Here is a 21,279-nt window from a genome sequence, read left to right as displayed (position 1 = left end):
AACAGCCAGGCCGGATTGCCTTGGCGCTTCGGTTCGAGACCATGCTCTTGAAGAACCCATTACCCAAAAGCCGTTTTCACGCGGCTTTTGGGTAATTCGTTCAGGAAAACGGCAAATGGGAGGCAGTAAATGCCGCCTCCCACGTGCAGTTCAAGATTACTTGACGTCGGCCTTTGCGCCTGCGTCTTCAAGCTTCTTCTTGATGTCAGCGGCTTCAGCCTTGGAAACGGCTTCCTTGACAGCCTTCGGAGCGCCTTCGACGAGGTCCTTGGCTTCCTTGAGGCCGAGGCCGGTGATGGCGCGGACTTCCTTGATGACGTTGATCTTGTTGGCGCCGGCATCCGTGAGGATGACGTCGAACTCGGTCTTTTCTTCTTCAGCCGGAGCAGCAGCGCCTGCACCACCAGCAGCGGCAGCAACAGCTACCGGAGCAGCAGCGGAAACGCCCCACTTTTCTTCGAGAAGTTTCGACAGTTCTGCAGCTTCCAGAACGGTCAGCGAGGAGAGGTCGTCAACGATCTTTGCGAGATCAGCCATTTTACTAGTTCCTTTTGTTCGGTTCGAACCGGTTGATTATAAACAGCGAAAAACCGCCTTAAGCGGCTTCGTCCTTCTTGGCGTAGGCCGCAAACACGCGGGCAAGCTGGCTTGCCGGTGCTGCAACAACCCCAGCGATGCGGGTAGCCGGTGTCTGGATCATGCCCAGCAGCTTCGCACGCAGCTCATCGAGCGAAGGCAGGGTCGCAAGCGACTTGACTGCATCGGCGTTGAGCGTGGTTGTTCCCATGGCGCCACCCAGAACAACGATCTTGTCGTTGGTCTTGGCGAAATCCATGACGACCTTCGGAGCGGTGATCGGATCGGTGCTGTATGCAATCAGCGTCTGACCCTTGAAGAGATTGGTAATCCCTTCCGCTTCCGTACCCTGAAGGGCAATTTTGGCCAGGCGGTTCTTCGCGACTTTGACGGTACCGCCAGCTGCACGCATCTTCGAACGAAAATCGTTCATCTGCGCGACTGTAGCACCAGCATAGTGGGCCACGACGACTGAGCCCGAAGCCTTGAAGACTTCGTTCAGTTCCGTGACGAATTCGCGTTTTTCCGCTCTTTCCACTGCCTATCTCCAGTTGGCGGGACCGAAAACGGGCCCGCCGGGTTGCCTTTTGCCTCCTGGGATCATGCGAGATCCCAAGCGACGCTTGAGGATCCTGTCCCCCCGCGCTCCCGCGCCAATTAAGGCTAAAGAGGCACAAGGCATCCAAGGCTCGAACCGAGTTACGAGAAGTGAACTTCATGCAATTCGGGTCTTACCCGTCTCATGCAGGCGAAGTGATTAAGGGAAAACCACCTGCAATCTCGGACAGGATTCCGGATTTCTCCGGAATATTCCGGCCCCTTGCGAGGCCGGAAATTCAGTGACCGGGCCGAAGCCCAGCAATCGACTTATGCAGTCGGAGCTGCGGTGACCGAGCCGACTTCGATCTTGACGCCCGGGCCCATGGTCGAGGAAATCGCCACGCGCTTGACGTAGTTGCCCTTGGCGCCCGCCGGCTTCGCCTTGATGACGGCGTCGGCAAAGGCGCGGATATTTTCTTCCAGAGCCTTGGCGTCGAAAGAAGCCTTGCCGATACCGGCGTGAACGATGCCAGCCTTTTCGACGCGGAACTCGACGGCGCCGCCCTTGGACGCCTTGACGGCTCCGGCGACGTCCATGGTGACGGTGCCAACCTTCGGGTTCGGCATCATGCCGCGGGGCCCAAGAACCTTACCGAGACGGCCGACGAGCGGCATCATGTCGGGGGTGGCGATGCAGCGATCGAATTCGATCTTGCCGCCCTGGACAATTTCGACGAGATCTTCAGCGCCGACGATATCGGCACCGGCAGCCTTGGCTTCATCAGCCTTGGCGCCGCGCGCGAAAACGGCAACGCGGACCGTACGGCCGGTGCCGTTAGGCAGGTTGACGACGCCGCGAACCATCTGGTCCGCATGGCGCGGGTCAACGCCGAGGTTCATCGAGACTTCGATGGTTTCGTCGAACTTGGCGACAGCCCGTTCCTTAACCATCCCGATGGCCAGGGAGAGAGCGTAGAGCTTGGTGGGATCAACACCTTCGTTGATCTTCTGCGTGCGCTTACCAGCCATGATCTTAACCCACCACTTCCAGGCCCATGGCGCGGGCAGAGCCCTCGATCATCGCCATTGCACCTTCGATATCCGCTGCGTTCAGATCCTTCATCTTGGCTTCTGCGATCGACTTGATCTGAGCCTTGGTGAGGGAGCCGGCCTTGGCGCCCTTGCCGGGCGTCTTGGAACCGGACGTGATCTTCGCTTCCTTCTTCAGCCAGTAGCTGACCGGCGGCTGCTTCATCGCGAAGGTGAAGGACTTGTCCTGATAATAGGTGATGACGACCGGAATCGGCATACCCTTTTCCATTTCCTGCGTGGCGGCGTTGAACGCCTTGCAGAATTCCATGATGTTAATGCCACGCTGGCCAAGCGCCGGGCCGATCGGCGGGGACGGGTTCGCCGATCCTGCCTTGACCTGAAGCTTGAGCTGGCCTGCAACTTTCTTAGCCATATCTCTCTGCCTTTCATGAACGGCCGGTCGCCCGGCCCGTGATGCCGGATTTCTCCGGCGGCTGCGGTTGCGTGGTGCGGATCATTAAGGTCCGGCTAAGACCCCTCACCTTCCACGCGGATGCGGATAAAGTCCGCAAGAAGCGGGCCACAAGGACCAGCTTCCTATCTCTTGCGATCAGACCTTCTCGACCTGCGCATATTCCAGCTCGACCGGCGTAGCGCGGCCGAAGATCGACACTTCCACCTTCAGACGCGAACGCTCTTCGTCCACGTCCTGAACCGTGCCGTTGAACGAGGCGAAAGGACCGTCGGAAACGCGGACCTGCTCGCCAATCTCGAAGGTAACAGACGCCTTCGGCCGCTCGACGCCCTCCTGAACCTGGCCGAGAATGCGCTCGGCTTCATAATCCGGAATCGGAACGGGCTTATTGTCGGAGCCGAGGAAACCCGTCACCTTCGGCGTATTCTTGATCAGGTGGTAAGCCTCGTCCGTCAGATTGGCGCGGACCAGGACATAGCCCGGGAAGAACTTGCGCTCGCTGTCGACCTTGCGGCCGCGACGCACTTCCACAACCTTTTCGGTCGGCACAAGAATCTTCTCGAACAGGTGCTCAAGCCCCTTCTGGCGAGCCTTGTTCTCGATGTCTTCAGCCACCTTCTTTTCAAAATTCGAGTACGCGTGGACGATGTACCAACGTGCCGCCATTTTCATCTCCACCCGTATCAGTTGCCGGTATTGAGCACGAAGCTCAGGGCCCAGCCGATCAGCTGGTCAGCGGCAAAGAAAAACAGCGCGGCAAAAACCACCATCACCAGCACCATGACCGTCGAGATCATCGTCTCGCGGCGCGACGGCCATGTGACCTTGGACGTCTCGGAGCGAACCTGCTGCAGAAACGCAAACGGATTGGATTTGGATGCCATCGACTGCCCACGCAATTACGGCGCGTAAAGCTGAAACTATCAGCCCCACGCACCGCGTGTCTGTTGAACCCTAAATAAACACCGATTTCCGAATGCACAAGAGGGAAACCGAAGTTTAACGAAATTAGTTGCCACCGATCAATCCCCAGCCGGAACGCCGCGAGCAACGCCGCGCTGTCCGTATCAGGGAAGATGGCAGGGGCAGAGGGGCTCGAACCCCCGACCTGCGGTTTTGGAGACCGCCGCTCTACCAACTGAGCTATACCCCTTCATGCCTGTCCTTCAGCGCCCGGGCCAAGACCCGCAAATCGCTGCCGAAATGCATGGCGCTCCCTTTAAGACGGCGGCAGCGGATTGGCAAGCACGATTTTCGATTTTCAAAGCCTTCTGCTCATTTGCGAGCGTCCGCTTTTCGATCGCGTAACCGGAGAGCATTCAGACCTTCACATATTTCCGCCAGTCGTGTTCTTCCTTGAAGCCCAACACCTCGCGAATCTTGCGGTTGGAAAGCAGCCCCTCATATTCACCGATCTCGCGGGTGAAGGGCACATTCGGGAAGAATCGCTTCGCCAGCTCCATCGACGGCGTATTGGCCGAAACCGTGTCGTTAGCGGCGTTGAAGACCTCGTAGCCAAGCCCGTCCTTCTCGATGCAGAGATGGCAGATCTGCCCGAGGTCGCGAGCGTCGATATAGCTCCAAGTGATGCGCTTGCGCATCTCGGGATGGGCAAAATAGGTCGGGAACCTCTCATATTCATGAGGCTCGATAACGTTGCCGATGCGCAACGCATAGATGTCGAAACCCGACCGTTCGGCAAAGGCGCGCGCCGTCTTTTCGTTGACGACCTTGGAAAGGCCGTAGGAATCCATCGGATTGACGTCGTAATCTTCCTCCAGCGGGAACTGGTGGAAGTCGCGATGCCCTTCGGCGAAACAGACGCCGTAAGTCGTTTCGCTCGACGCGACGATGATCTTCCGAATGCCGAGCTTCACCGCCGCCTCGATGACATTGTAAGTGCCCATCACGTTGATGCGGAAGGTCTCGTTGTCCGGCTTGATCAGGATGCGCGGAATCGCGGCGAAATGCACGACCGCATCAAAGGGCTGAACGCCCCTGCCCGCGTCCAGATCGGGAAAATCGCGATGCATCGACAGCGCGTTGAAGACCTGGCCGCTATCGGTGATGTCGGCGATGAGATTGGTGACGCCGGGGCTATCCAGAGGCACGAGATCGAGGTTGTGAACCTCATACCCTGCATTGACGAGCCATGGCACGGCATGGCGACCTGCCTTGCCGGAACCGCCTGTGAACAGAATCCGCTTTTTCATGGAAAAGTCCTCCGCATCATAAAAACCGGAGGCATAGTTAGACGCTTCCGCGCGAAGAGCAAGCGAGCGTCTTGCGAGGGGTTTCACCCCGCCGCGCCAGGAGCACCCTATCCGGGAGTACCTGGCCATTATTGCCCTGTCACCGCAGCCCCGTGCGATGAACTGGAAAGCTCGTCACTTGACGACGCTTACCTCATTGATCTGCACTCCGGCCGATTGAACAACCTCTTGCGGAATCGCAGCGATGAAAAACATCGTGAAAACATACATCGCGAATATCGTCGCAACGAATGTGGCCTTTGGAATCATCCCGACTCTCCTCTTTACAATGAGGAGTCTGGACTAAAATGAGCCAATCACAACTGCTTTCTGAACGTGAGATGAACAAAATACTGTGACGGGCATTCTTAACGATATTTTTACAACACCTGTTAAACGGCTTAGATGCATCAAAAACGAAAAACCCCGCTGTTTCCAGCGGGGTTTTCCTGATTGTGGATAACCTGAAAGGTTACTCGACGATCGAAGCAACGATACCGGCGCCGACGGTGCGGCCGCCTTCGCGGATAGCGAAGCGCAGCTTTTCTTCCATCGCGATCGGAACGATCAGCTCGACGTCAACCGTGACGTTGTCGCCCGGCATGACCATTTCCGTGCCTTCCGGCAGCGTCACGATGCCGGTCACGTCCGTCGTGCGGAAGTAGAACTGCGGACGGTAGTTGGTGAAGAACGGCGTATGACGGCCGCCCTCTTCCTTCGTCAGGATGTAGGCTTCTGCCTTGAACTTCTTGTGCGGCTTGACCGAGCCCGGCTTGCACAGGATCTGACCACGCTCGACGCCGTCACGGTTCACACCGCGGATCAGCGCGCCGATGTTGTCGCCGGCCTGGCCCTGGTCGAGCAGCTTGCGGAACATTTCAACGCCGGTCACCGTCGTCTTCGAGGTCGGACGGATGCCGACGATCTCGACTTCTTCACCGACCTTGACGATGCCACGCTCGACGCGGCCGGTCACGACCGTACCACGGCCCGAGATCGAGAACACGTCTTCGATCGGCATCAGGAACGGCTGGTCAACCGGACGCTCAGGCGTCGGGATGTAGGCGTCGACCGCTGCCATCAGTTCGCGGATGGCGTCTTCGCCGATCTTCTTGTCGGAATCTTCAAGAGCAGCAAGCGCCGAACCCTTGACGACCGGAATGTCGTCGCCCGGGAAGTCGTAGGACGACAGAAGTTCGCGAACTTCGAGCTCAACCAGCTCGAGAAGCTCGGCGTCGTCAACCTGGTCGACCTTGTTCAGGAACACAACGATCGCCGGAACGCCGACCTGGCGGGCGAGCAGGATGTGTTCGCGCGTCTGCGGCATCGGGCCGTCAGCAGCCGAGCAAACCAGGATCGCGCCGTCCATCTGCGCCGCACCGGTGATCATGTTCTTGACGTAGTCGGCGTGGCCGGGGCAGTCGACGTGCGCGTAGTGGCGGTTCGGCGTCTCATACTCGACGTGCGCCGTCGAGATCGTGATGCCGCGCGCCTTCTCTTCCGGAGCCGCGTCGATCTGATCGTACGCCTTGAACTCACCGAAGTACTTCGTGATCGCTGCCGTCAGAGACGTCTTGCCGTGGTCAACGTGGCCGATCGTGCCAATGTTGACGTGCGGCTTGTTGCGCTCAAACTTACTCTTTGCCATTTGAATGCTTCCTGTGAACGAAATGGTGGCCCCGGCGAACCGGTTTAGTGCCGCCGTTTAAGGCTTTCGGCGAAATTGCGCAAGACTTAATTGCAGACGCTAATCTTGGCGTGACAGCGCATATGGGAGACAATTCGCCGCCTGCAAGGCGATTCGCCGCGGCCCCTCCAAAAATCGCTGGAATCTCAGAGAAAATCGCACGGATCGCCAAGGATAACCGCGGCCGCCGGTATTGACATCCCTCGCCTGCGGCAACAGCGGTCGGCGTCCCCGCCACGGCTGGAAACAGCGCACGCGACGATCGCGACTGCGATCGCATCAACCGGCTTTAAGGAAGACTGGAGCGGGTAGCGGGAATCGAACCCGCGTATTCAGCTTGGAAGGCTGCTGCTCTACCATTGAGCTATACCCGCGGGATGGTCAGATCCGATGACGAATGGTGGAGAGAGTTGGATTTGAACCAACGTAGGCTGAGCCAACGGATTTACAGTCCGTCCCCTTTAACCACTCGGGCATCTCTCCAGTTTTTCGTCCGGATCTTGAAGACCAAGTTCGTCAGACTTCGAAGCGTTGCCGCCCGTCGTCTGCGCCGCGTATATGACCGGAGCATTTCCGTCTGTCAACACGATGACAATGGAAAAAACACGAAAAATTTCATTCGCCGCCGAAAGCCGGCACATGAAAGAAAGCCTATGCGGCAGCGAACGCCATGGCTATAAAGCCGCATGAGCAAAGACAATAAATCCGGCGGCAAGGCCGCGACAGACCCATCCGCCAAGGATACGCACTACGCCAATCTGAGGCGCGCGCACCGCGACGCCAAGCGCGAACGCGGCGAGATCCCGACACCCCAGCCACAGAAGCGCCGGCGTGGGGCTGAGGACTGGAAGCCGCCGGCGCTCGCGCCCGACCAGGTATATCTCTACGGCCTGCATACGGTGCGCGCCGCCCTCGACAATCCGGAGCGCAAGAAGATCAAGCTGTTTACGACGCAGAATGCGCTCACGCGTCTGGAAATCGACGTCGAGACGCTCGGCATTCCCTTCGAAATCGTCTCGCCGCACGAGATCGACAAGGTGCTCGGTCCCGAGGCGATCCATCAGGGCGTCATGCTGGAAACGCGGCCGCTACCGGTGCGCCGGCTCGAAGCGCTGAAGGACAGCCCTCTCCTGCTCGTGCTCGACCAGGTCACCGATCCGCACAATGTCGGCGCGATCATGCGCTCGGCCGTCGCCTTCAATGCCGGCGCCGTTATCACCACCCAGAGACATAGCCCGACCGAGTCAGGTGTGCTCGCCAAATCCGCCTCCGGCGCGCTGGAACTGATACCTTATATACAGATCACCAACCTCGCCGACGCGCTCGGCGAATTGCACAAGCTCGGCTTCTCCACCATCGGCCTCGATTCGGAAGGGCCGGCGCCGCTCGAAGGCACCTTCTCAGGTGACAAGGTGGCGCTGGTGCTCGGCTCGGAGGGCAAGGGGCTCAGGCAGAAGACGCGCGAAACCGTCAACGCGCTTGCCCGCCTCGACATGCCCGGCGCGATCAAATCGCTGAACGTCTCGAATGCAGCGGCAATCGCGCTCTACGCGGCGCGGCTCTATCTGAAGCCATAAGCGGGCAACAGGCGACCAGCTCAATTCAAACGACCGCAGTCATCACGCCAAGGGGGAAGTGTCATGATCCGTTTCGTCGTCCGGCTCGCGGCTGCGGCAGCAGCCCTCCTTGCCTGTGGCCTGGCCCGGGGACAGGAGATCGATGCCGATATTCTCAAAGCGCAGGCCGGGACTTATCTCTTTGCCCCGCAAGACGGCCGCGCGGGATGCCGGATGACGCTTGAAACCGGTACAGCGATCGGCGGCTATTCGCTTTCCGGCCAGGAGTCCTGCACTAAGCCGCTGCCGGCGCTTGCCGAGTCCTATGCCTGGAATTTCGACGGCAATGGCGGTCTCATTCTGATCGATGCGATGCGCAAGGTCATCGCCCGTTTCGTCGAGAACGAGGGTTCGCCGATGAAGACGGAAGACGAAATACCGCTCCTGCTGATCTCGGCACCCGAAAGTGTCGATCGCCTGCCGACCTTCAGGAGCCTTGCCGGGACATGGACGATGCAAAGACCGGGCGGCGAAAATCTCTGCAGCGTGACACTCGACGGCACCGTCGATACGGACGGCCATGCACCCTTATCGCTTTCCCGAGACTGCGCCGCCAATGTCGCCGGGCTCAAGCTCGCCGTCTGGAATATCGAAGGTTTCGGGCTGACGCTGATGAGCCATGATGGCTCGTCGCTCAGCTTCGACATGCGCCCCGACGGCAATTTCGATAAGTCCAGCGAAGAAGGCGGCAAGCCGCTTTCGCTCGTGCGCCACTGATCGCGGCGCAGGGCTCGATCCGGAGAAATCCACTTTTTGCCTTGGAATGACCTTCTGGAGCATTATGATCTGGCGGCGACCGATCCGTAACGACCGGTCACAAGCAAGAAGGAGCGATTCCCATCATGGCCATTCGACCGCTGATTTTCGGTATCCTCTTCATCGCGGTCTTTGTGGGAATCATCCTCAGCATCATCTGGGTGGACACGTCGCATCCCGTCCACCAGCCCGACCCCCTGTCGCCGACGGCGCCCGGCCCCGCGACGCCGGGGCCGGTGCAATAGGTCGAGAGAAACGCGGACGGCGATTGCGCGTTAATCCCCAACCGAACGACTATCCTCAGCTGCGATAGAACCGCGGCATGTCGCGATCAAATTGGCGCCACTCGCGACGCTCTTCCCAGCGCCACGGCCGCCAATGGCGGCGTTCATAGCGCCATTCGGACCGGCGCCAATCGCGGCCATCCCGCCAATCACGATCACTCCGCCAGTCACGGTCGTCACGCCAGTCACGATCGTCACGCCAGCGGTCGCGTCGCCAGCTGTCATGAATCTCGACGACGTCGCTTCGCACGGATAGCGGCGGCCGGTCGACAGACATGGCGGCGGCGGGCGCAACGGCAGCAAAGGCCGCACCGAGAGAAATGGCTGCGGTCAGGAAAATATGCGCGAACTTCATGGCTGCTTCCTCATTGACGATGAGGAGACACTGCGCCACCACGGCTGAATTGCTGCTGAAGCAGTCCTTCAGATAGGGTTCATCAAGGAAAAGCGCCGGAGCATTATCGGAACCAGTCCGCCTTGTTCCCAACGGAACTACGGCGCGACGGCCTTTGCTTGGCCGCGCTCTTCGGCTCGCCGAGCGAGCCTACAGAGCGCAGGCTGGTGCCCCCGGCAGGGTTCGAACCCGCGACCCCCTGATTACAAATCAGGTGCTCTACCAACTGAGCTACAAGGGCAATAGCTGCCCAACTAACAGATTCTGCGATCCTGTAAAGAAAAATCCGTGCCGGCGCGGACAAGTCGGCGTGTATCCAAAACGCCTTGTCGTGCAAAACGGCCTTGTAGCAACTGCCATTTATCCTTTAGCTAGAGCAGCTTCACAAAGGGCATTGCATGGGCCGTTCATTCCAGACGCTTTCCTTTATCGCCTCGCCGACGATGGAGGCGCTCGCAGCGCGCGAAGAGCTGATTCGCATCTATGGCGACGTGCCGCAGGACAAGGCTGATGTCATCGTCGCGCTGGGTGGCGATGGCTTCATGCTGCAGACGCTGCACAGCACCATGAACTCGGGCAAGCTGGTCTACGGCATGAATCGCGGCTCGGTCGGCTTTCTGATGAATGATTACAGCACGGAACGGCTTCAAGAGCGTATCTGCGTCGCCGTCGAAAACGCCTTCCGTCCGTTGAAGATGACGACGGCCAATGCCGACGGTACCAATTCGACAGCGCTCGCCATCAACGAAGTCTATCTTTTCCGCCAGTCTTATCAGGCCGCCAACCTGAGGGTCGTGGTCGACGGGCGCGTGCGTCTGGAGGAGCTGATCTGCGACGGGCTGATGGTGGCCACCCCAGCCGGATCGACGGCCTATAATCTTTCCGCCCATGGCCCCATCCTGCCGCTCGAGGCGCCGCTGCTCGCCATGACGCCGGTCAGCGCTTTCAGACCGCGGCGCTGGAGGGGCGCCCTGCTTCCGAACAAGGTGACTGTCGATATCGACGTGCTCGAGCCGGTGAAGCGGCCGGTGAATGCGGTGGCAGACAATACGGAAGTCAAATCGGTGCTGCATGTCCGCATCGCCCAGTCGGAGCATATGACGGCGCGTATCCTCTCCGATCCGGACCGCTCCTGGTCCGACCGCATTCTCGCCGAGCAGTTCAAGGATTGAGATGATGGCAATGCGCCTGACATTGATGGCCACGATTTTCCTCGTCGGATGCTCGGCCGCGATCGCCGCTCCCACGCAGGACGTCATCCTGCCGGCTTCTGTCATTTTTGCGACCAGCACCGGCTACTGGGAGGACGACGGCAACGCGCCTGATGTCGAGCGGGCGCCCACCAAGGCCGAAAGCGTTTCCGACACCCAGGAAAAGCGCCATGGTTACTATAAGCTCTTTGCCGTGCGTCAGCCGGACAGGACGTCGAAAGTCTATCTTCAGCAGATTGCCCAGACCGAGACCGGTCCGATGATTGCCTCAACCATCGAGCTGCAGGAGATCAGCGACCTGAAGCCTTACGTGACCGATATCCGTCCGGAAAACTCGAGCGGCATCATCAAGCAACCCGGCCTCTTCGCCACGATCTATCTGAAGACTGATCCGGCGGCCGAGCCGGACGGCTGGACCGTGCTGATCGACGAACTGGGCGACATCACCATCGAGAAAGCGACCAATTGAGCAGCGAGACCCTGTTCGCGCAGGCGACGCAGATGAAACTCGGCTTTCGCGAGGGCGTCCTCTATGACGACCGGAGACCGGATTGGGATGCAGCCGGCCCAAGGCCAGTCCGCTGGTCGCTATGGTATCCGGCTGCCGATAACGCGCTGGAATTCGAAATCCAGGAGAGAAGCTGGTTTCGGAAGGCGGCGGTCGCTCGCGATGCACCGATTCGGCCTTCAGACAGGCCTTATCCCCTCGTCCTGCTGTCACACGGCACCGGCGGTTCTGCGGCCGGACTGGAATGGCTGGCGCGACGCCTGGTCAATCGCGGATTTGCAGCGCTCGGCGTCGACCATCACGGCAATACCGGCAGTGAGGATTATCGCGCTGAAGGTTTTGCCTCTCTCTGGGAACGGGCGCCGGATCTGAGCTTGATGCTCGACCGCCGACACGACTGGCTTGGCGATCTTGCCGGTCGGATCGATCCGGACCGTGTATTCGCGGCCGGGTTCTCGGCCGGAGCCTATAGCGTCATGCTGCTTCTCGGCGCAGTCACCCAGTTCTCGCAGTTCGAACCGTCAAGGCTGAAGCCGGGTGGTCCACGCGGCCCAAGGGAATTTCCCGACCTTGCCGATCATATCCCGTCATTGCTCCGCACCAGCGAGGTGTTTCGCGAGTCTTGGTCCCGCATGTCGCAATGCTACCGGGACGACCGGATCACGGCGGCGCTCCTGTGCGCACCAGGTCGTTCCATTCTCGGTTTCAGCGAAGAAAGCCTGAAAACTGTCGAGGCACCCGCTCTTATCCTTGTCGGCGATGCCGACAAGGCGGCGCCAGCCGAGGAATGTTCTTCCTGGCTGCATGAGCGGCTGACCGGCAGCGCCCTGAAAATCTTCGGCGGCGGCCTCGGGCATTATATCTTTGTGCCGGAGGGCACGGGGCTCGGCCTTGCCTTTGCCGCCGAGCTCTTCACCGATCCGCCGGGCATCGAACGCGGGGCGGTTCATGACGAGATTGCCGCTCTATCGGCAGCGCTGTTTCATGACGGCGACGCCAGCGCGATAGGCTGAACAAAGAAAGCCCCGTCTCCAGGGCTTTCTGATTTCCACGATGCTGACTGTCAGTCGACATCCTCGACGACCGCATCGGCGGCGCCGCTGATGCGGTGCGCAAGGGCCGCTTCCATGAATTCGTTCAGATCGCCGTCGAGCACATCGTCTGGAGCGGTGCTGGCAACGCCGGTGCGCAGGTCCTTGACCAGCTGGTAGGGTTGCAGCACGTAGGAGCGGATCTGGTGACCCCAGCCGATATCCGTCTTGGAAGCGGCTTCGGCGCTCGCGGCCTCCTCGCGCTTCTTCAACTCTGCTTCGTACATACGGGCACGCAGCATTTCCCAGGCCTTGGCGCGGTTCTTGTGCTGCGAACGTTCCTGCTGACAGGCCACCACGATCCCGGTCGGGATATGGGTGATGCGCACGGCCGAGTCCGTCGTGTTGACGTGCTGGCCGCCGGCGCCCGACGAACGATAGGTGTCGATGCGGCAATCGCTTTCGTTGATGTCGATATTGATCGAATCGTCGACGACCGGATAGACCCAGATCGACGAGAAGGACGTATGGCGGCGCGCATTGCTGTCGTAGGGGGAAATGCGCACCAGACGATGCACGCCCGATTCCGTCTTCAGCCAGCCATAGGCATTATGGCCCTTGACGAGCAGGGTCGCGGACTTGATGCCCGCCTCTTCGCCGTCATGGACTTCGAGAAGCTCGACCTTGAAGCGCTGGCGTTCCGCCCAGCGGGTGTACATGCGCAACAGCATGTTCGCCCAGTCCTGGCTCTCGGTGCCGCCGGCGCCGGAATGGACTTCGAGATAGGTGTCGTTGCTGTCGGCCTCGCCGGAGAGCATCGCCTCCACCTGCCGGCGCGCGGCCTCGGCCTTCAGTGCCTTCAAGGCATCCTCGGCTTCCTTGACGACACCTTCGTCGCCTTCTTCCTCGCCAAGCTCGACCAGCTCGACATTGTCTTTCAGCTGCTGTTCCAGCTGCCGGACGCCGCTAACGCCGTCATCGAGCTGCTGGCGCTCGCGCATCAGCTTCTGAGCTTCGGCAGCGTCATTCCAGAGGTTCGGATCCTCTGCCTTGTTGTTCAACCAGTCCAGTCGTCTTATCGCCTGGTCCCAGTCAAAGATGCCTCCTCAGCAGGGTGATAGCCTGCTTGGTTTCATCGACTACGTTTTCGATTTCGGCTCGCATTTCCCTGCTTCTCTGTAACGGTCTTCTTCAAGTGCTGGTGACATAGAGACGCCCGCCGCGGATGTAAAGAGCCGGGGCGGGCTTCCAAAATTGGATGAGGCTCAGAAGAGGCCTGGCGTGCCGGTCTGAACAGCCTGGTTGGCCTGCGGCGAGGTTTTCAGGATCTCCTCCGGCGCCATGGTGCTGTCCATGCCGATGACGGAGAAGCTGTCGGCGGGTCCGGTACCGGGCTTGAAGGCTTCGACGATCGTGTTCGGATCGCCGTCGGCGGCGGCCATGCCGGTCTTGCGGTCGATCGGGATCAGGTTCATGCCCTGCGGAATGACGAACTTCGATTCCGGCATGTCCTTAACGGCGGCCTGCATGAATTCGTTGAAAATCGGGGCGGAGAGACCGCCGCCGGTACCGCCGCGGCCAAGCGGGGCCGGAGTATCGAAGCCCATATAAAGGCCGGCGACGAGATCCGGGGTGAAACCGACGAACCAGGCATCCTTTTCGTCATTGGTGGTGCCGGTCTTTCCGGCGACGTCGCGGCCCCCGAGATCGATCTTGCCGGCGGCGGTGCCGCGCTGGATGACGCCCTGCATCATCGAGGTGATCTGGTAGGCGGTCATCGGGTCGAGGACGGTTTCGCGGTTGTCGACGACATTGGGCTCTTCCTGGTTCTGCCAGTCGCCGGCATTGCAGCCCTCGCAGAGGCGCTCCTCATGCTTGAAGATCGTCTTGCCGTAGCGGTCCTGGATACGGTCGATCAGCGTCGGCTTGATCTGCTTGCCGCCATTGGCAATGACCGAATAGGCCGAGACCATGCGCAGCACTGTCGTGTCGCCGGCGCCGAGCGACATCGAGAGAACCGGCAGCATGTGATCGTAGATACCGAAGCGTTCGGCATATTCGGCAACGATATTCATGCCGAGATCGTTGGCGAGGCGCACCGTCATCAGGTTGCGCGAATGCTCAATGCCCGAGCGTAGCGTCGACGGGCCACCGAATTCGCCGCCGTAGTTTTCCGGCTTCCAGACCTGGCCGCCCGAGACGATCTCGATCGGCGCATCCATGATGACGGAGGCCGGCGTATAGCCATTGTCCATCGCCGCTGCGTAGACGAAGGGCTTGAAGGAGGAGCCCGGCTGGCGCATCGCCTGAGTGGCGCGATTGAATTCGGACTGGCCATAGGAGAAGCCGCCGACCATCGCGAGCACGCGGCCGGTCTTCGGATCCATGGCGACGAGGCCGCCCTGTACCTTCGGCGGCTGACGCAGGCGATAGGAGGTCGACGCGTCGTCACCGAGCTTCTCGATATAGATGACATCGCCCGGGCTCAGGACACCGGCCGGCGATTTCGCCGTCTTGCGCGAGCCATCCGCCGAACGATAGGCCCATTGCATGTTCTTGGCGTCGATGGTGCCGCGCAGACGGTCCGCCGCAACCTTGCCGCTCCCGTCCTTGGCCGGCTGCAGGCCTATGTCGACGTTGTCGTCGGAGACGGCGAGCACGACGGCGAGCCGCCATTCCGGAACGTCGGATAGCGCGGGAATATCGGCAAGCGCCTTGCCCCAGTCGCCGCTTGGGTCGATCTGCTTGATGGCCCCGCGAAAACCACGGCGCTCGTCATAGGTCACCAGGCCATCCTGCAGCGCCTTGCGGGCGGCGAGCTGCATCTGCGGATCGAGCGATGTGCGCACGGAAAGGCCACCCTCATAGAGGACCTTCTCGCCATATTGGTCGATTAGCTGGCGGCGTACGGCTTCGGCGAAGTAATCGGACGCGAAGAGCGACGGACCATTGCTGCGGGCGGTAACGCCGAGCGGCTGCTTCTTGGCTTCCGCGCCGTCGCTCTGGCTGACATAGCCGTTCTCGACCATGCGATCGATAACCCAGTTGCGACGCTCGAGCGCCGCCTCAGGATGGCGGAAAGGATGATAATTGGCCGGCCCCTTCGGCAGCGATGCCAGATAGGCGGCCTCCGCGACGGTCAGTTCGGTGACCGACTTATTGAAATAGGTCAGTGCTGCGCCGGCGATGCCATAGGAATTCATCCCGAAGAAAATCTCGTTCAGGTAGAGTTCGAGAATCTTGTCCTTGCTGTAGGCCTGCTCGATACGGAAAGAGAGGATTGCTTCCTTGATCTTGCGGTCGATCGTCTGGTCCGAGCTCAAAAGGAAGTTCTTAGCCACCTGCTGGGTGATCGTGGAAGCGCCGACGGGACGGCGGCCGGAACCGAAATTTTGCAGGTTGACGAGAATTGCGCGGCCGAGACCGGTAAGGTCGACGCCCGGATGGTTGTAGAAATTCTTGTCCTCGGCTGATAGGAAAGCGGCCTTGACACGGTCGGGAATGGCCTGGATCGGCAGGAAGAGACGCTTTTCCTTGGCATATTCGGCCATCAGAGCGCCGTTGCCGGCATGGACGCGGGTCGTCACCGGCGGCGCGTAGCTGTTCAGAACGGCATAGTCCGGAAGATCCCTGGCGACATTGGCGAGATAGATGGCGATACCCGCCGCCGCGACCAGAAACAGGACGCAGGCCATTCCGAAGAAATATCCAAGAAGTCTAAGCATATTTTCAGCTACCGGTCTCTTCGATCTGCAATCGGCGCAGACGCAACGATTGCACAGATCGAGACAATTTGCACGTTGCGCGCGGCTTACTCCATGAGCGCTACCGCCACAAGCCGATTCCGCGCCTCAAGCTAGGAAACATAAGCCGGAGTAACGGCGCGAATGTGAGCAAAATAGGGCTCTGCCCGCCGCAATCACCGCCGCGGCAGCGTTTCATCAGGACTGTCACATCCAAGCAACGCCCATCCCCGCCGACAACCTAAGCAAGCCGCTCAGAACGTGATTCAGCGGATACGTCCAAGTCTCTGTTTTCATTGATGTCGCCTGGCGAACTCGTTAGAATTTTGGGGCGGCGTTTCATCCGCCATTCGCCACGACGCCGGTGCGGTATCGCTTTACCGCCTCGGTCAGGAGATCGGCGATCCTGATGCGCCAGGTTTCGTCGAGCAGCCGTTTTTCGTCTTCGGCATTCGACAGGAACCCGAGCTCGAGCAGGATCGACGGCACGTCAGGCGCCTGCAGCACGCGGAAGCCGGCGTGGCGGTGGGGATTGTTGATGGTGCCGACCTGGTCCTTGAAGGAATTCAGCACGCTCTCGGCCAGCGAGATCGAGAAGGCCTGCGTCTCGCGCCGCGTCAGATCGAGCAGGATGTCGGCGACCTCGGGGGGCTCGGCGACTACCTCCTTGCCGGCGATCTGGTCGGAAAGGTTTTCGCGCTCGGCAAGATCGGCTGCGAGCTTGTCGGAGGCCTTGTCCGAAATCGTATAGACCGTCGCGCCGCGGATATCCTTCTGTTTCAGCGTATCGGCATGCAGTGAAATGAACAGGCCGGCATGGTTCTGGCGGGCGATCAGCACGCGCTGGGAAAGCGACAGGAACTCGTCGTCGCTGCGCGTCAGGAACGCCTTGATGCCAGGCTCCTTGTTCAGCCGGTCGGCCAGAGCCCTGGCGAAGGCAAGCGTCACCTGCTTTTCCTCGGTCTTCGTGTCGACGCCGATTGCGCCGGTATCGATGCCGCCATGGCCGGCGTCGACGGCAATGACGAAATCGCCGGGGGTGGCTTTCTCTGGCGCCGGAATGGCGCTCGTCGTCTGGGCCGCCTCGGTCCGATCATCCCAGGATTGTGTTTTCACCAGTTCGGCAAAGGCCTGCTTATCGATCATTTCGGCGTCGAGCACCAGGCGATGGCCCCTGCCCGCCTCGTCGGCCTGCACCTTGGCGAGCGAGAGCTTCACCGGCCTTGCCGCTGTCAGCACGATGCGGGCGCTCTCCTCATCCATCTTGCCGTAGCGGATATCCTTGAAGAGGCCGCGAGCGGCCAAATCCTTCGCCGGAAAACCGAAGGCGGTGGCCGGCAGATCGACGACGATCCGCTCCGGATTAGCGATATAATGGACGGAGAAACGCGGTTCGCGATCGAAATCGATGACGATCCGCGTCCTGGCGTCATCGCCGATGATGCGCGCCCCATAAGCGAGCAGCGGATCCTTCGTATCGGCCGAACCCGCGAGGCCAGGCAGGAGGCAAGCTGCAATGAGCACCGCCGTCTGAACCCGCCTTGCGAATGTCGATCGCCGCGTTGCGGACTGCGCCGCGATCCGAGCCCTCTTAAACAATAAACCGCCACACCCTATTTATAACCGCGATGGACCTGATTGGCCGGAACGGACGCCCGAGAGCGAAACGCCTTGCGACCTGCCGAATCGCGGTCACCTGCCCCCAGTTTCTATGCGATTCGAAATCCATCAATATTATGGCACATTTGGCTTTTCCCTTGCTATTGTGACAGAGAAAACATACAACGCATTTTAGGGTAGAAGTGTTGACGGGATAGAGTCGCCGCAAAGGCTGCCAGCCAGATCTGGACCTGGCGCCACATCGGTCATCGTCCGCCGTCTCATGCGCTTCAACCCGGGAACTGGATCCTGATTTTCCGGCTTCTGTCGGAACTTCATTGGTGGATCAGCCACCACGCTCTCAGGGAGCAACCTCATCGGACCCGAACCGGGTCTTCGTATTTGTCGATCACGCTTGGTTGTTGATGGTTTCGCAGCAGGTTTTATCTGAAGTGTACAGGCCCCGGACCGAAACGGTTCCGGCTGCGGTCTGGCTGCTGCTCTTCCCTTCGCGTCAAGCGCGACTTTCATTATCCGGCGCGGCCACGGTGGACCGCATTCTTTCTGTTTCAACAGCAGTCGGGAATGCGCTCTCGCGGCCACGCCGAGGAGCACAGCTTACATGGCAGACAAAATGCTTATCGATGCGTCTCACGAGGAAGAGACGCGCGTCGTTGTCGTTCGCGGAAACCGCATAGAAGAATTTGACTTCGAGTCGCAGCACAAGAAGCAGATCCGCGGCAATATCTATCTTGCAAAGGTAACGAGGGTCGAACCCTCGCTGCAGGCCGCTTTCGTCGATTACGGCGGCAACCGGCACGGCTTCCTGGCCTTCGCCGAAATCCATCCTGATTATTACCAGATTCCGCTCGCCGACCGTCAGGCGCTGCTTCGGGCCGAGGCCGAAGAGCACCGTCGCGACGAAGACGTCGAGCACGTCGAAACCGCGCCGATGGTCGACCTTTCGACCCAGGACCAGCCGGATGTCGGCATCGTGCCGGCGGAGGCGCCGGAGCCGCTTGCCGCAGCCGACGAGGCAGCCACCGAAGAGGTTGCTGCAGCGCCGGAGGTCGTAGCTTCGCCCGAGGCCGCCGAAGAAGCCCCGGCCAAGAAGGCCAAACCACGCCGCAGCCGCAAGAAGGTCGCCGAAACAACCGCGACCGAGGATGCTGTTCCCACAGACGTCGAAGCGGAAGGCGCTTCGAGTGTCGATAACGACGATGATGCCCCTGCCGGCGGCACAATGGCCGCGATGGTGGAAACCGACGCCATCTCCGAGGAAATCGACACCAGCAAGCGTCGCCACGATGACGACGATGACGATGATGATCACGGCGAAGAGGAAGTCATCGAATCCGTTGGCGCCGAAGACGCAATGGAAGAAGTGCCGGACCGCGTGCAGCGCAAGCCGCGCAAGCAGTATCGCATCCAGGAAGTCATCAAGCGCCGCCAGATCCTGCTGGTTCAGGTCGCCAAGGAGGAGCGCGGCAACAAGGGTGCCGCTCTCACCACCTATCTCTCGCTTGCAGGCCGCTATTCGGTTCTGATGCCGAACACGGCGCGCGGCGGCGGCATTTCCCGCAAGATCACCAATCCGCAGGACCGCAAGCGCCTGAAGGAAATCGCCCGCATGCTCGAAGTGCCGCAAGGCATGGGCGTCATCCTGCGCACCGCCGGCGCCAACCGCACCAAGGTCGAGGTCAAGCGCGATTTCGAATATTTGATGCGCCTGTGGGAGAACGTCCGCACGCTGACGCTCGCCTCCACCGCCCCCTGCCTCGTCTATGAGGAAGGTTCGCTGATCAAGCGCTCGATCCGCGACCTCTACAATAAGGATATCGGCGAGATCATCGTTGCCGGCGAGGAAGGCTATCGTGAAGCGAAAGACTTCATGAAGATGCTGATGCCGAGCCATGCCAAGGTGGTTCAGCCCTATCGCGACATCCACCCGATCTTCTCGCGCTCCGGCATCGAGGCCCAGCTCGACCGCATGCTGCAGCCGCAGGTGACGCTGCGTTCCGGCGGCTACCTGATCATGAACCAGACGGAAGCGCTGGTTTCGATCGACGTCAACTCCGGCCGCTCGACGCGCGAACACTCGATCGAGGACACCGCGCTGCAGACGAATCTCGAAGCCGCGGAAGAAATCGCTCGCCAGCTTCGCCTGCGCGACCTCGCCGGCCTGATCGTCATCGACTTCATCGACATGGAAGAGAAGCGCAACAACCGCGCCGTCGAGAAGAAGCTGAAGGAATGCCTGAAGAACGACCGCGCCCGCATCCAGGTCGGCCGGATCTCGCATTTCGGCCTGCTCGAAATGTCGCGTCAGCGCATCCGCGCTTCGGTTCTCGAATCGACAACCCAGGTCTGCTCGCATTGCGGCGGCACCGGCCACGTCCGTTCACAGTCCTCCGTCGCCCTGCATGTGCTGCGTGGCATTGAGGAATATCTGCTCAAGAACACGACGCACAACATCACCGTGCGCACCACGCCTGACATCGCGCTCTACCTGCTCAACCACAAGCGCCAGACGATCGTCGATTACGAAGCGCGCTTTGGCGTAGCGATCATCATCGATGCCGACGGTTCGGTCGGCGCGCAGCACTTCGCGATCGACCGCGGCGAGCCCGTGGAAAACCCGGTCAAGATCGAAAGCCTCTTCAATTTCGCAGCCATCCCCGAGGATGAGGACGACGACATCGTCATCGAGGCTGACGAGGACGAAGACGAAGAACTCGAGGAAAAGGCTGCCGCGACCGAACGTCCCGCTGCGGCGCGTTCGGAAGGCGAAGGTGAAGGCAACCGCAAGCGCAAGCGCCGCCGCCGCCGTCGTGGCCGCAACGGCAATGCCGAGCAGCCGGCAGCCGCTGCAGGCGAAGCCGGCGACGAAGAGGAAGACGGCGACGACGAGGGCGCTGACGGCGACGAAACCGCCGCCGCTGCACCCGAGAGCCGCGCCGAAACCGAGGAATCGCAGCGCCGCAAGCGCCGTCGCCGCGGCAAGCGCGGCGGTCGCCGCAACCGGGAGGACGGCTCCGAGCTGACGGCGAATGAAGCCGGCGAAGACAGCGGCAGCGAGGATGAAGACGACGGCACTTCGGATGACGTCGCTCCCGGTGAAGCCGCAATTGTCGAGACGGTTGCCGAACAGGCCAGCGAGAGCCAAGCTGCAACGGCTGCCGTCGAGGACGTGGCTGTCGTCGCCGAAGAAGTAAAGCCTGCCCGTGGCCGCGGCCGCCGGAAGCCCGCCGCAGCGCCGGTCGAAGAACCGGTAGCGGAAGCGGCACCAGCCGTAGAAGCAGAGCCGGAGGTGGTCGAAGCCTCGGCCGATCTCGCAACGCCCGCGCAGGAAGAAGCAAAGCCGGTTCGCGCCAACCGCGAATCCAATATTTCTTCCTCAGAGCCGACGGTGAAATCCACCCGCACCGAAAATGGCGAAAGCGACGAAGGCAAGCCGAAGAAAGCCGGCTGGTGGCAGCGCCGTGGCTTCTTCTGAACGCTGATTTTCGGACGTAAATGATGAGATCCGGCTGCGGCGACGCGGCCGGATTTTTTATGGCGGCATTCAGCATCGA

Annotated in this window: 20 protein-coding genes and 4 tRNA genes; 7 read left to right on the top strand and 17 right to left on the bottom strand. The window is 60.5% G+C overall.

Annotation, left to right across the window (positions count from 1 at the left end):
- Positions 1-156 precede the first annotated feature (156 nt).
- The 12 genes from rplL to QWJ46_RS20960 all read right to left on the bottom strand — a co-directional run bounded on the left by rplL (position 157) and on the right by QWJ46_RS20960 (position 7,045).
- A complete protein-coding gene (rplL, locus tag QWJ46_RS21015; protein WP_064801898.1) occupies positions 157-537 on the bottom strand; it encodes a 50S ribosomal protein L7/L12 in 381 nt (126 codons plus the stop codon).
- A 58-nt stretch (positions 538-595) separates the two neighbouring features.
- Positions 596-1,114: a 50S ribosomal protein L10 gene (gene rplJ / locus QWJ46_RS21010; RefSeq protein WP_064801896.1), complete on the bottom strand. Its 519-nt coding sequence runs from the start codon at positions 1,112-1,114 to the stop codon at positions 596-598.
- A gap of 329 nt (positions 1,115-1,443) precedes the next feature.
- Positions 1,444-2,145 carry a 50S ribosomal protein L1 gene (gene rplA / locus QWJ46_RS21005; protein ID WP_184452880.1) on the bottom strand — a complete coding sequence of 234 codons (702 nt, stop codon included), beginning with the start codon at positions 2,143-2,145 and terminating at the stop codon, positions 1,444-1,446.
- A gap of 4 nt (positions 2,146-2,149) precedes the next feature.
- Positions 2,150-2,581 (bottom strand): 50S ribosomal protein L11, encoded by a 432-nt coding sequence (gene rplK, locus QWJ46_RS21000; RefSeq protein ID WP_003547518.1) that lies wholly within the window; start codon positions 2,579-2,581, stop codon positions 2,150-2,152.
- A 177-nt stretch (positions 2,582-2,758) separates the two neighbouring features.
- Entirely contained in the window at positions 2,759-3,289 is a 531-nt protein-coding gene (nusG, locus tag QWJ46_RS20995) for a transcription termination/antitermination protein NusG (RefSeq protein WP_007791989.1), read from the bottom strand.
- 17 nt (positions 3,290-3,306) lie between these two features.
- A complete protein-coding gene (secE, locus tag QWJ46_RS20990) occupies positions 3,307-3,507 on the bottom strand; it encodes a preprotein translocase subunit SecE (protein ID WP_003547514.1) in 201 nt (66 codons plus the stop codon).
- A gap of 193 nt (positions 3,508-3,700) precedes the next feature.
- Positions 3,701-3,776 (bottom strand) — tRNA-Trp (locus QWJ46_RS20985).
- Positions 3,777-3,942: 166 nt separating this feature from the next.
- Complete coding sequence (locus QWJ46_RS20980; protein ID WP_184452882.1) at positions 3,943-4,836, bottom strand: NAD(P)-dependent oxidoreductase; 894 nt, start codon at positions 4,834-4,836, stop codon at positions 3,943-3,945.
- Positions 4,837-5,010: 174 nt separating this feature from the next.
- Positions 5,011-5,145 carry a hypothetical protein gene (locus QWJ46_RS20975; RefSeq protein ID WP_257784632.1) on the bottom strand — a complete coding sequence of 45 codons (135 nt, stop codon included), beginning with the start codon at positions 5,143-5,145 and terminating at the stop codon, positions 5,011-5,013.
- 202 nt (positions 5,146-5,347) lie between these two features.
- Positions 5,348-6,523, bottom strand: a complete 1,176-nt coding sequence (gene tuf, locus QWJ46_RS20970; protein WP_184452874.1) for an elongation factor Tu — start codon at positions 6,521-6,523, stop codon at positions 5,348-5,350.
- A 339-nt stretch (positions 6,524-6,862) separates the two neighbouring features.
- Positions 6,863-6,936: transfer RNA gene (locus QWJ46_RS20965), tRNA-Gly, on the bottom strand.
- Positions 6,937-6,960: 24 nt separating this feature from the next.
- Positions 6,961-7,045, bottom strand: a tRNA-Tyr gene (locus QWJ46_RS20960).
- 203 nt (positions 7,046-7,248) lie between these two features.
- On the opposite strand from QWJ46_RS20960, the gene rlmB reads away from it, so the two are divergent.
- The 3 genes from rlmB (at position 7,249) to QWJ46_RS20945 (ending at position 9,179) form a co-directional block, all read left to right on the top strand.
- On the top strand, positions 7,249-8,139 hold the full coding sequence (gene rlmB / locus QWJ46_RS20955; protein ID WP_184452884.1) for a 23S rRNA (guanosine(2251)-2'-O)-methyltransferase RlmB: 891 nt from the start codon (positions 7,249-7,251) through the stop codon (positions 8,137-8,139).
- Between the two features lie 63 nt (positions 8,140-8,202).
- Positions 8,203-8,895, top strand: a complete 693-nt coding sequence (locus QWJ46_RS20950) for an AprI/Inh family metalloprotease inhibitor (RefSeq protein ID WP_184452886.1) — start codon at positions 8,203-8,205, stop codon at positions 8,893-8,895.
- A 125-nt stretch (positions 8,896-9,020) separates the two neighbouring features.
- Positions 9,021-9,179, top strand: coding sequence for a hypothetical protein (locus tag QWJ46_RS20945; protein ID WP_184452888.1), 159 nt, complete (start codon positions 9,021-9,023; stop codon positions 9,177-9,179).
- Positions 9,180-9,234: 55 nt separating this feature from the next.
- Here QWJ46_RS20945 and QWJ46_RS20940 read toward each other — a convergent pair whose 3' ends face one another.
- On the bottom strand, positions 9,235-9,645 hold the full coding sequence (locus tag QWJ46_RS20940; protein WP_302753661.1) for a hypothetical protein: 411 nt from the start codon (positions 9,643-9,645) through the stop codon (positions 9,235-9,237).
- Between the two features lie 132 nt (positions 9,646-9,777).
- Positions 9,778-9,853 (bottom strand) — tRNA-Thr (locus QWJ46_RS20935).
- A 157-nt stretch (positions 9,854-10,010) separates the two neighbouring features.
- Here QWJ46_RS20935 and QWJ46_RS20930 point away from each other — a divergent pair.
- Genes QWJ46_RS20930 through QWJ46_RS20920 form a run of 3 tightly spaced genes read left to right on the top strand, consistent with a single transcriptional unit; the run spans position 10,011 to position 12,344 of the window.
- On the top strand, positions 10,011-10,784 hold the full coding sequence (locus QWJ46_RS20930) for an NAD kinase (protein ID WP_011424966.1): 774 nt from the start codon (positions 10,011-10,013) through the stop codon (positions 10,782-10,784).
- Positions 10,785-10,788: 4 nt separating this feature from the next.
- Positions 10,789-11,292, top strand: a complete 504-nt coding sequence (locus tag QWJ46_RS20925; RefSeq protein ID WP_302753504.1) for a hypothetical protein — start codon at positions 10,789-10,791, stop codon at positions 11,290-11,292.
- Positions 11,293-11,324: 32 nt separating this feature from the next.
- Entirely contained in the window at positions 11,325-12,344 is a 1,020-nt protein-coding gene (locus tag QWJ46_RS20920; protein ID WP_302753660.1) for a dienelactone hydrolase, read from the top strand.
- A gap of 50 nt (positions 12,345-12,394) precedes the next feature.
- On the opposite strand, the gene prfB is transcribed toward QWJ46_RS20920, so the two are convergent.
- The 3 genes from prfB to QWJ46_RS20905 all read right to left on the bottom strand — a co-directional run bounded on the left by prfB (position 12,395) and on the right by QWJ46_RS20905 (position 17,704).
- Positions 12,395-13,526, bottom strand: a protein-coding gene (gene prfB, locus QWJ46_RS20915) for a peptide chain release factor 2 (RefSeq protein ID WP_164517776.1) whose coding sequence is annotated in 2 segments (ribosomal slippage) — positions 12,395-13,456 and positions 13,458-13,526 — 1,131 coding nt in all. Because the reading frame shifts where the segments join, the coding sequence is not laid out codon by codon here.
- Positions 13,527-13,627: 101 nt separating this feature from the next.
- Complete coding sequence (locus tag QWJ46_RS20910; protein WP_184452892.1) at positions 13,628-16,087, bottom strand: penicillin-binding protein 1A; 2,460 nt, start codon at positions 16,085-16,087, stop codon at positions 13,628-13,630.
- A gap of 357 nt (positions 16,088-16,444) precedes the next feature.
- On the bottom strand, positions 16,445-17,704 hold the full coding sequence (locus QWJ46_RS20905; protein ID WP_302753501.1) for an N-acetylmuramoyl-L-alanine amidase: 1,260 nt from the start codon (positions 17,702-17,704) through the stop codon (positions 16,445-16,447).
- A gap of 622 nt (positions 17,705-18,326) precedes the next feature.
- Here QWJ46_RS20905 and QWJ46_RS20900 point away from each other — a divergent pair.
- Positions 18,327-21,200 (top strand): ribonuclease E/G, encoded by a 2,874-nt coding sequence (locus QWJ46_RS20900; protein ID WP_302753499.1) that lies wholly within the window; start codon positions 18,327-18,329, stop codon positions 21,198-21,200.
- Positions 21,201-21,279 lie beyond the last annotated feature (79 nt).

It is taken from the genome of Rhizobium sp. CBN3, from assembly GCF_030518245.1.
GTDB classification, from domain to species: domain Bacteria; phylum Pseudomonadota; class Alphaproteobacteria; order Rhizobiales; family Rhizobiaceae; genus Rhizobium; species Rhizobium aethiopicum_A.
Note: the sequence above shows the minus strand (reverse complement) of the source record. Positions and strands in the feature narration are given on the sequence as shown.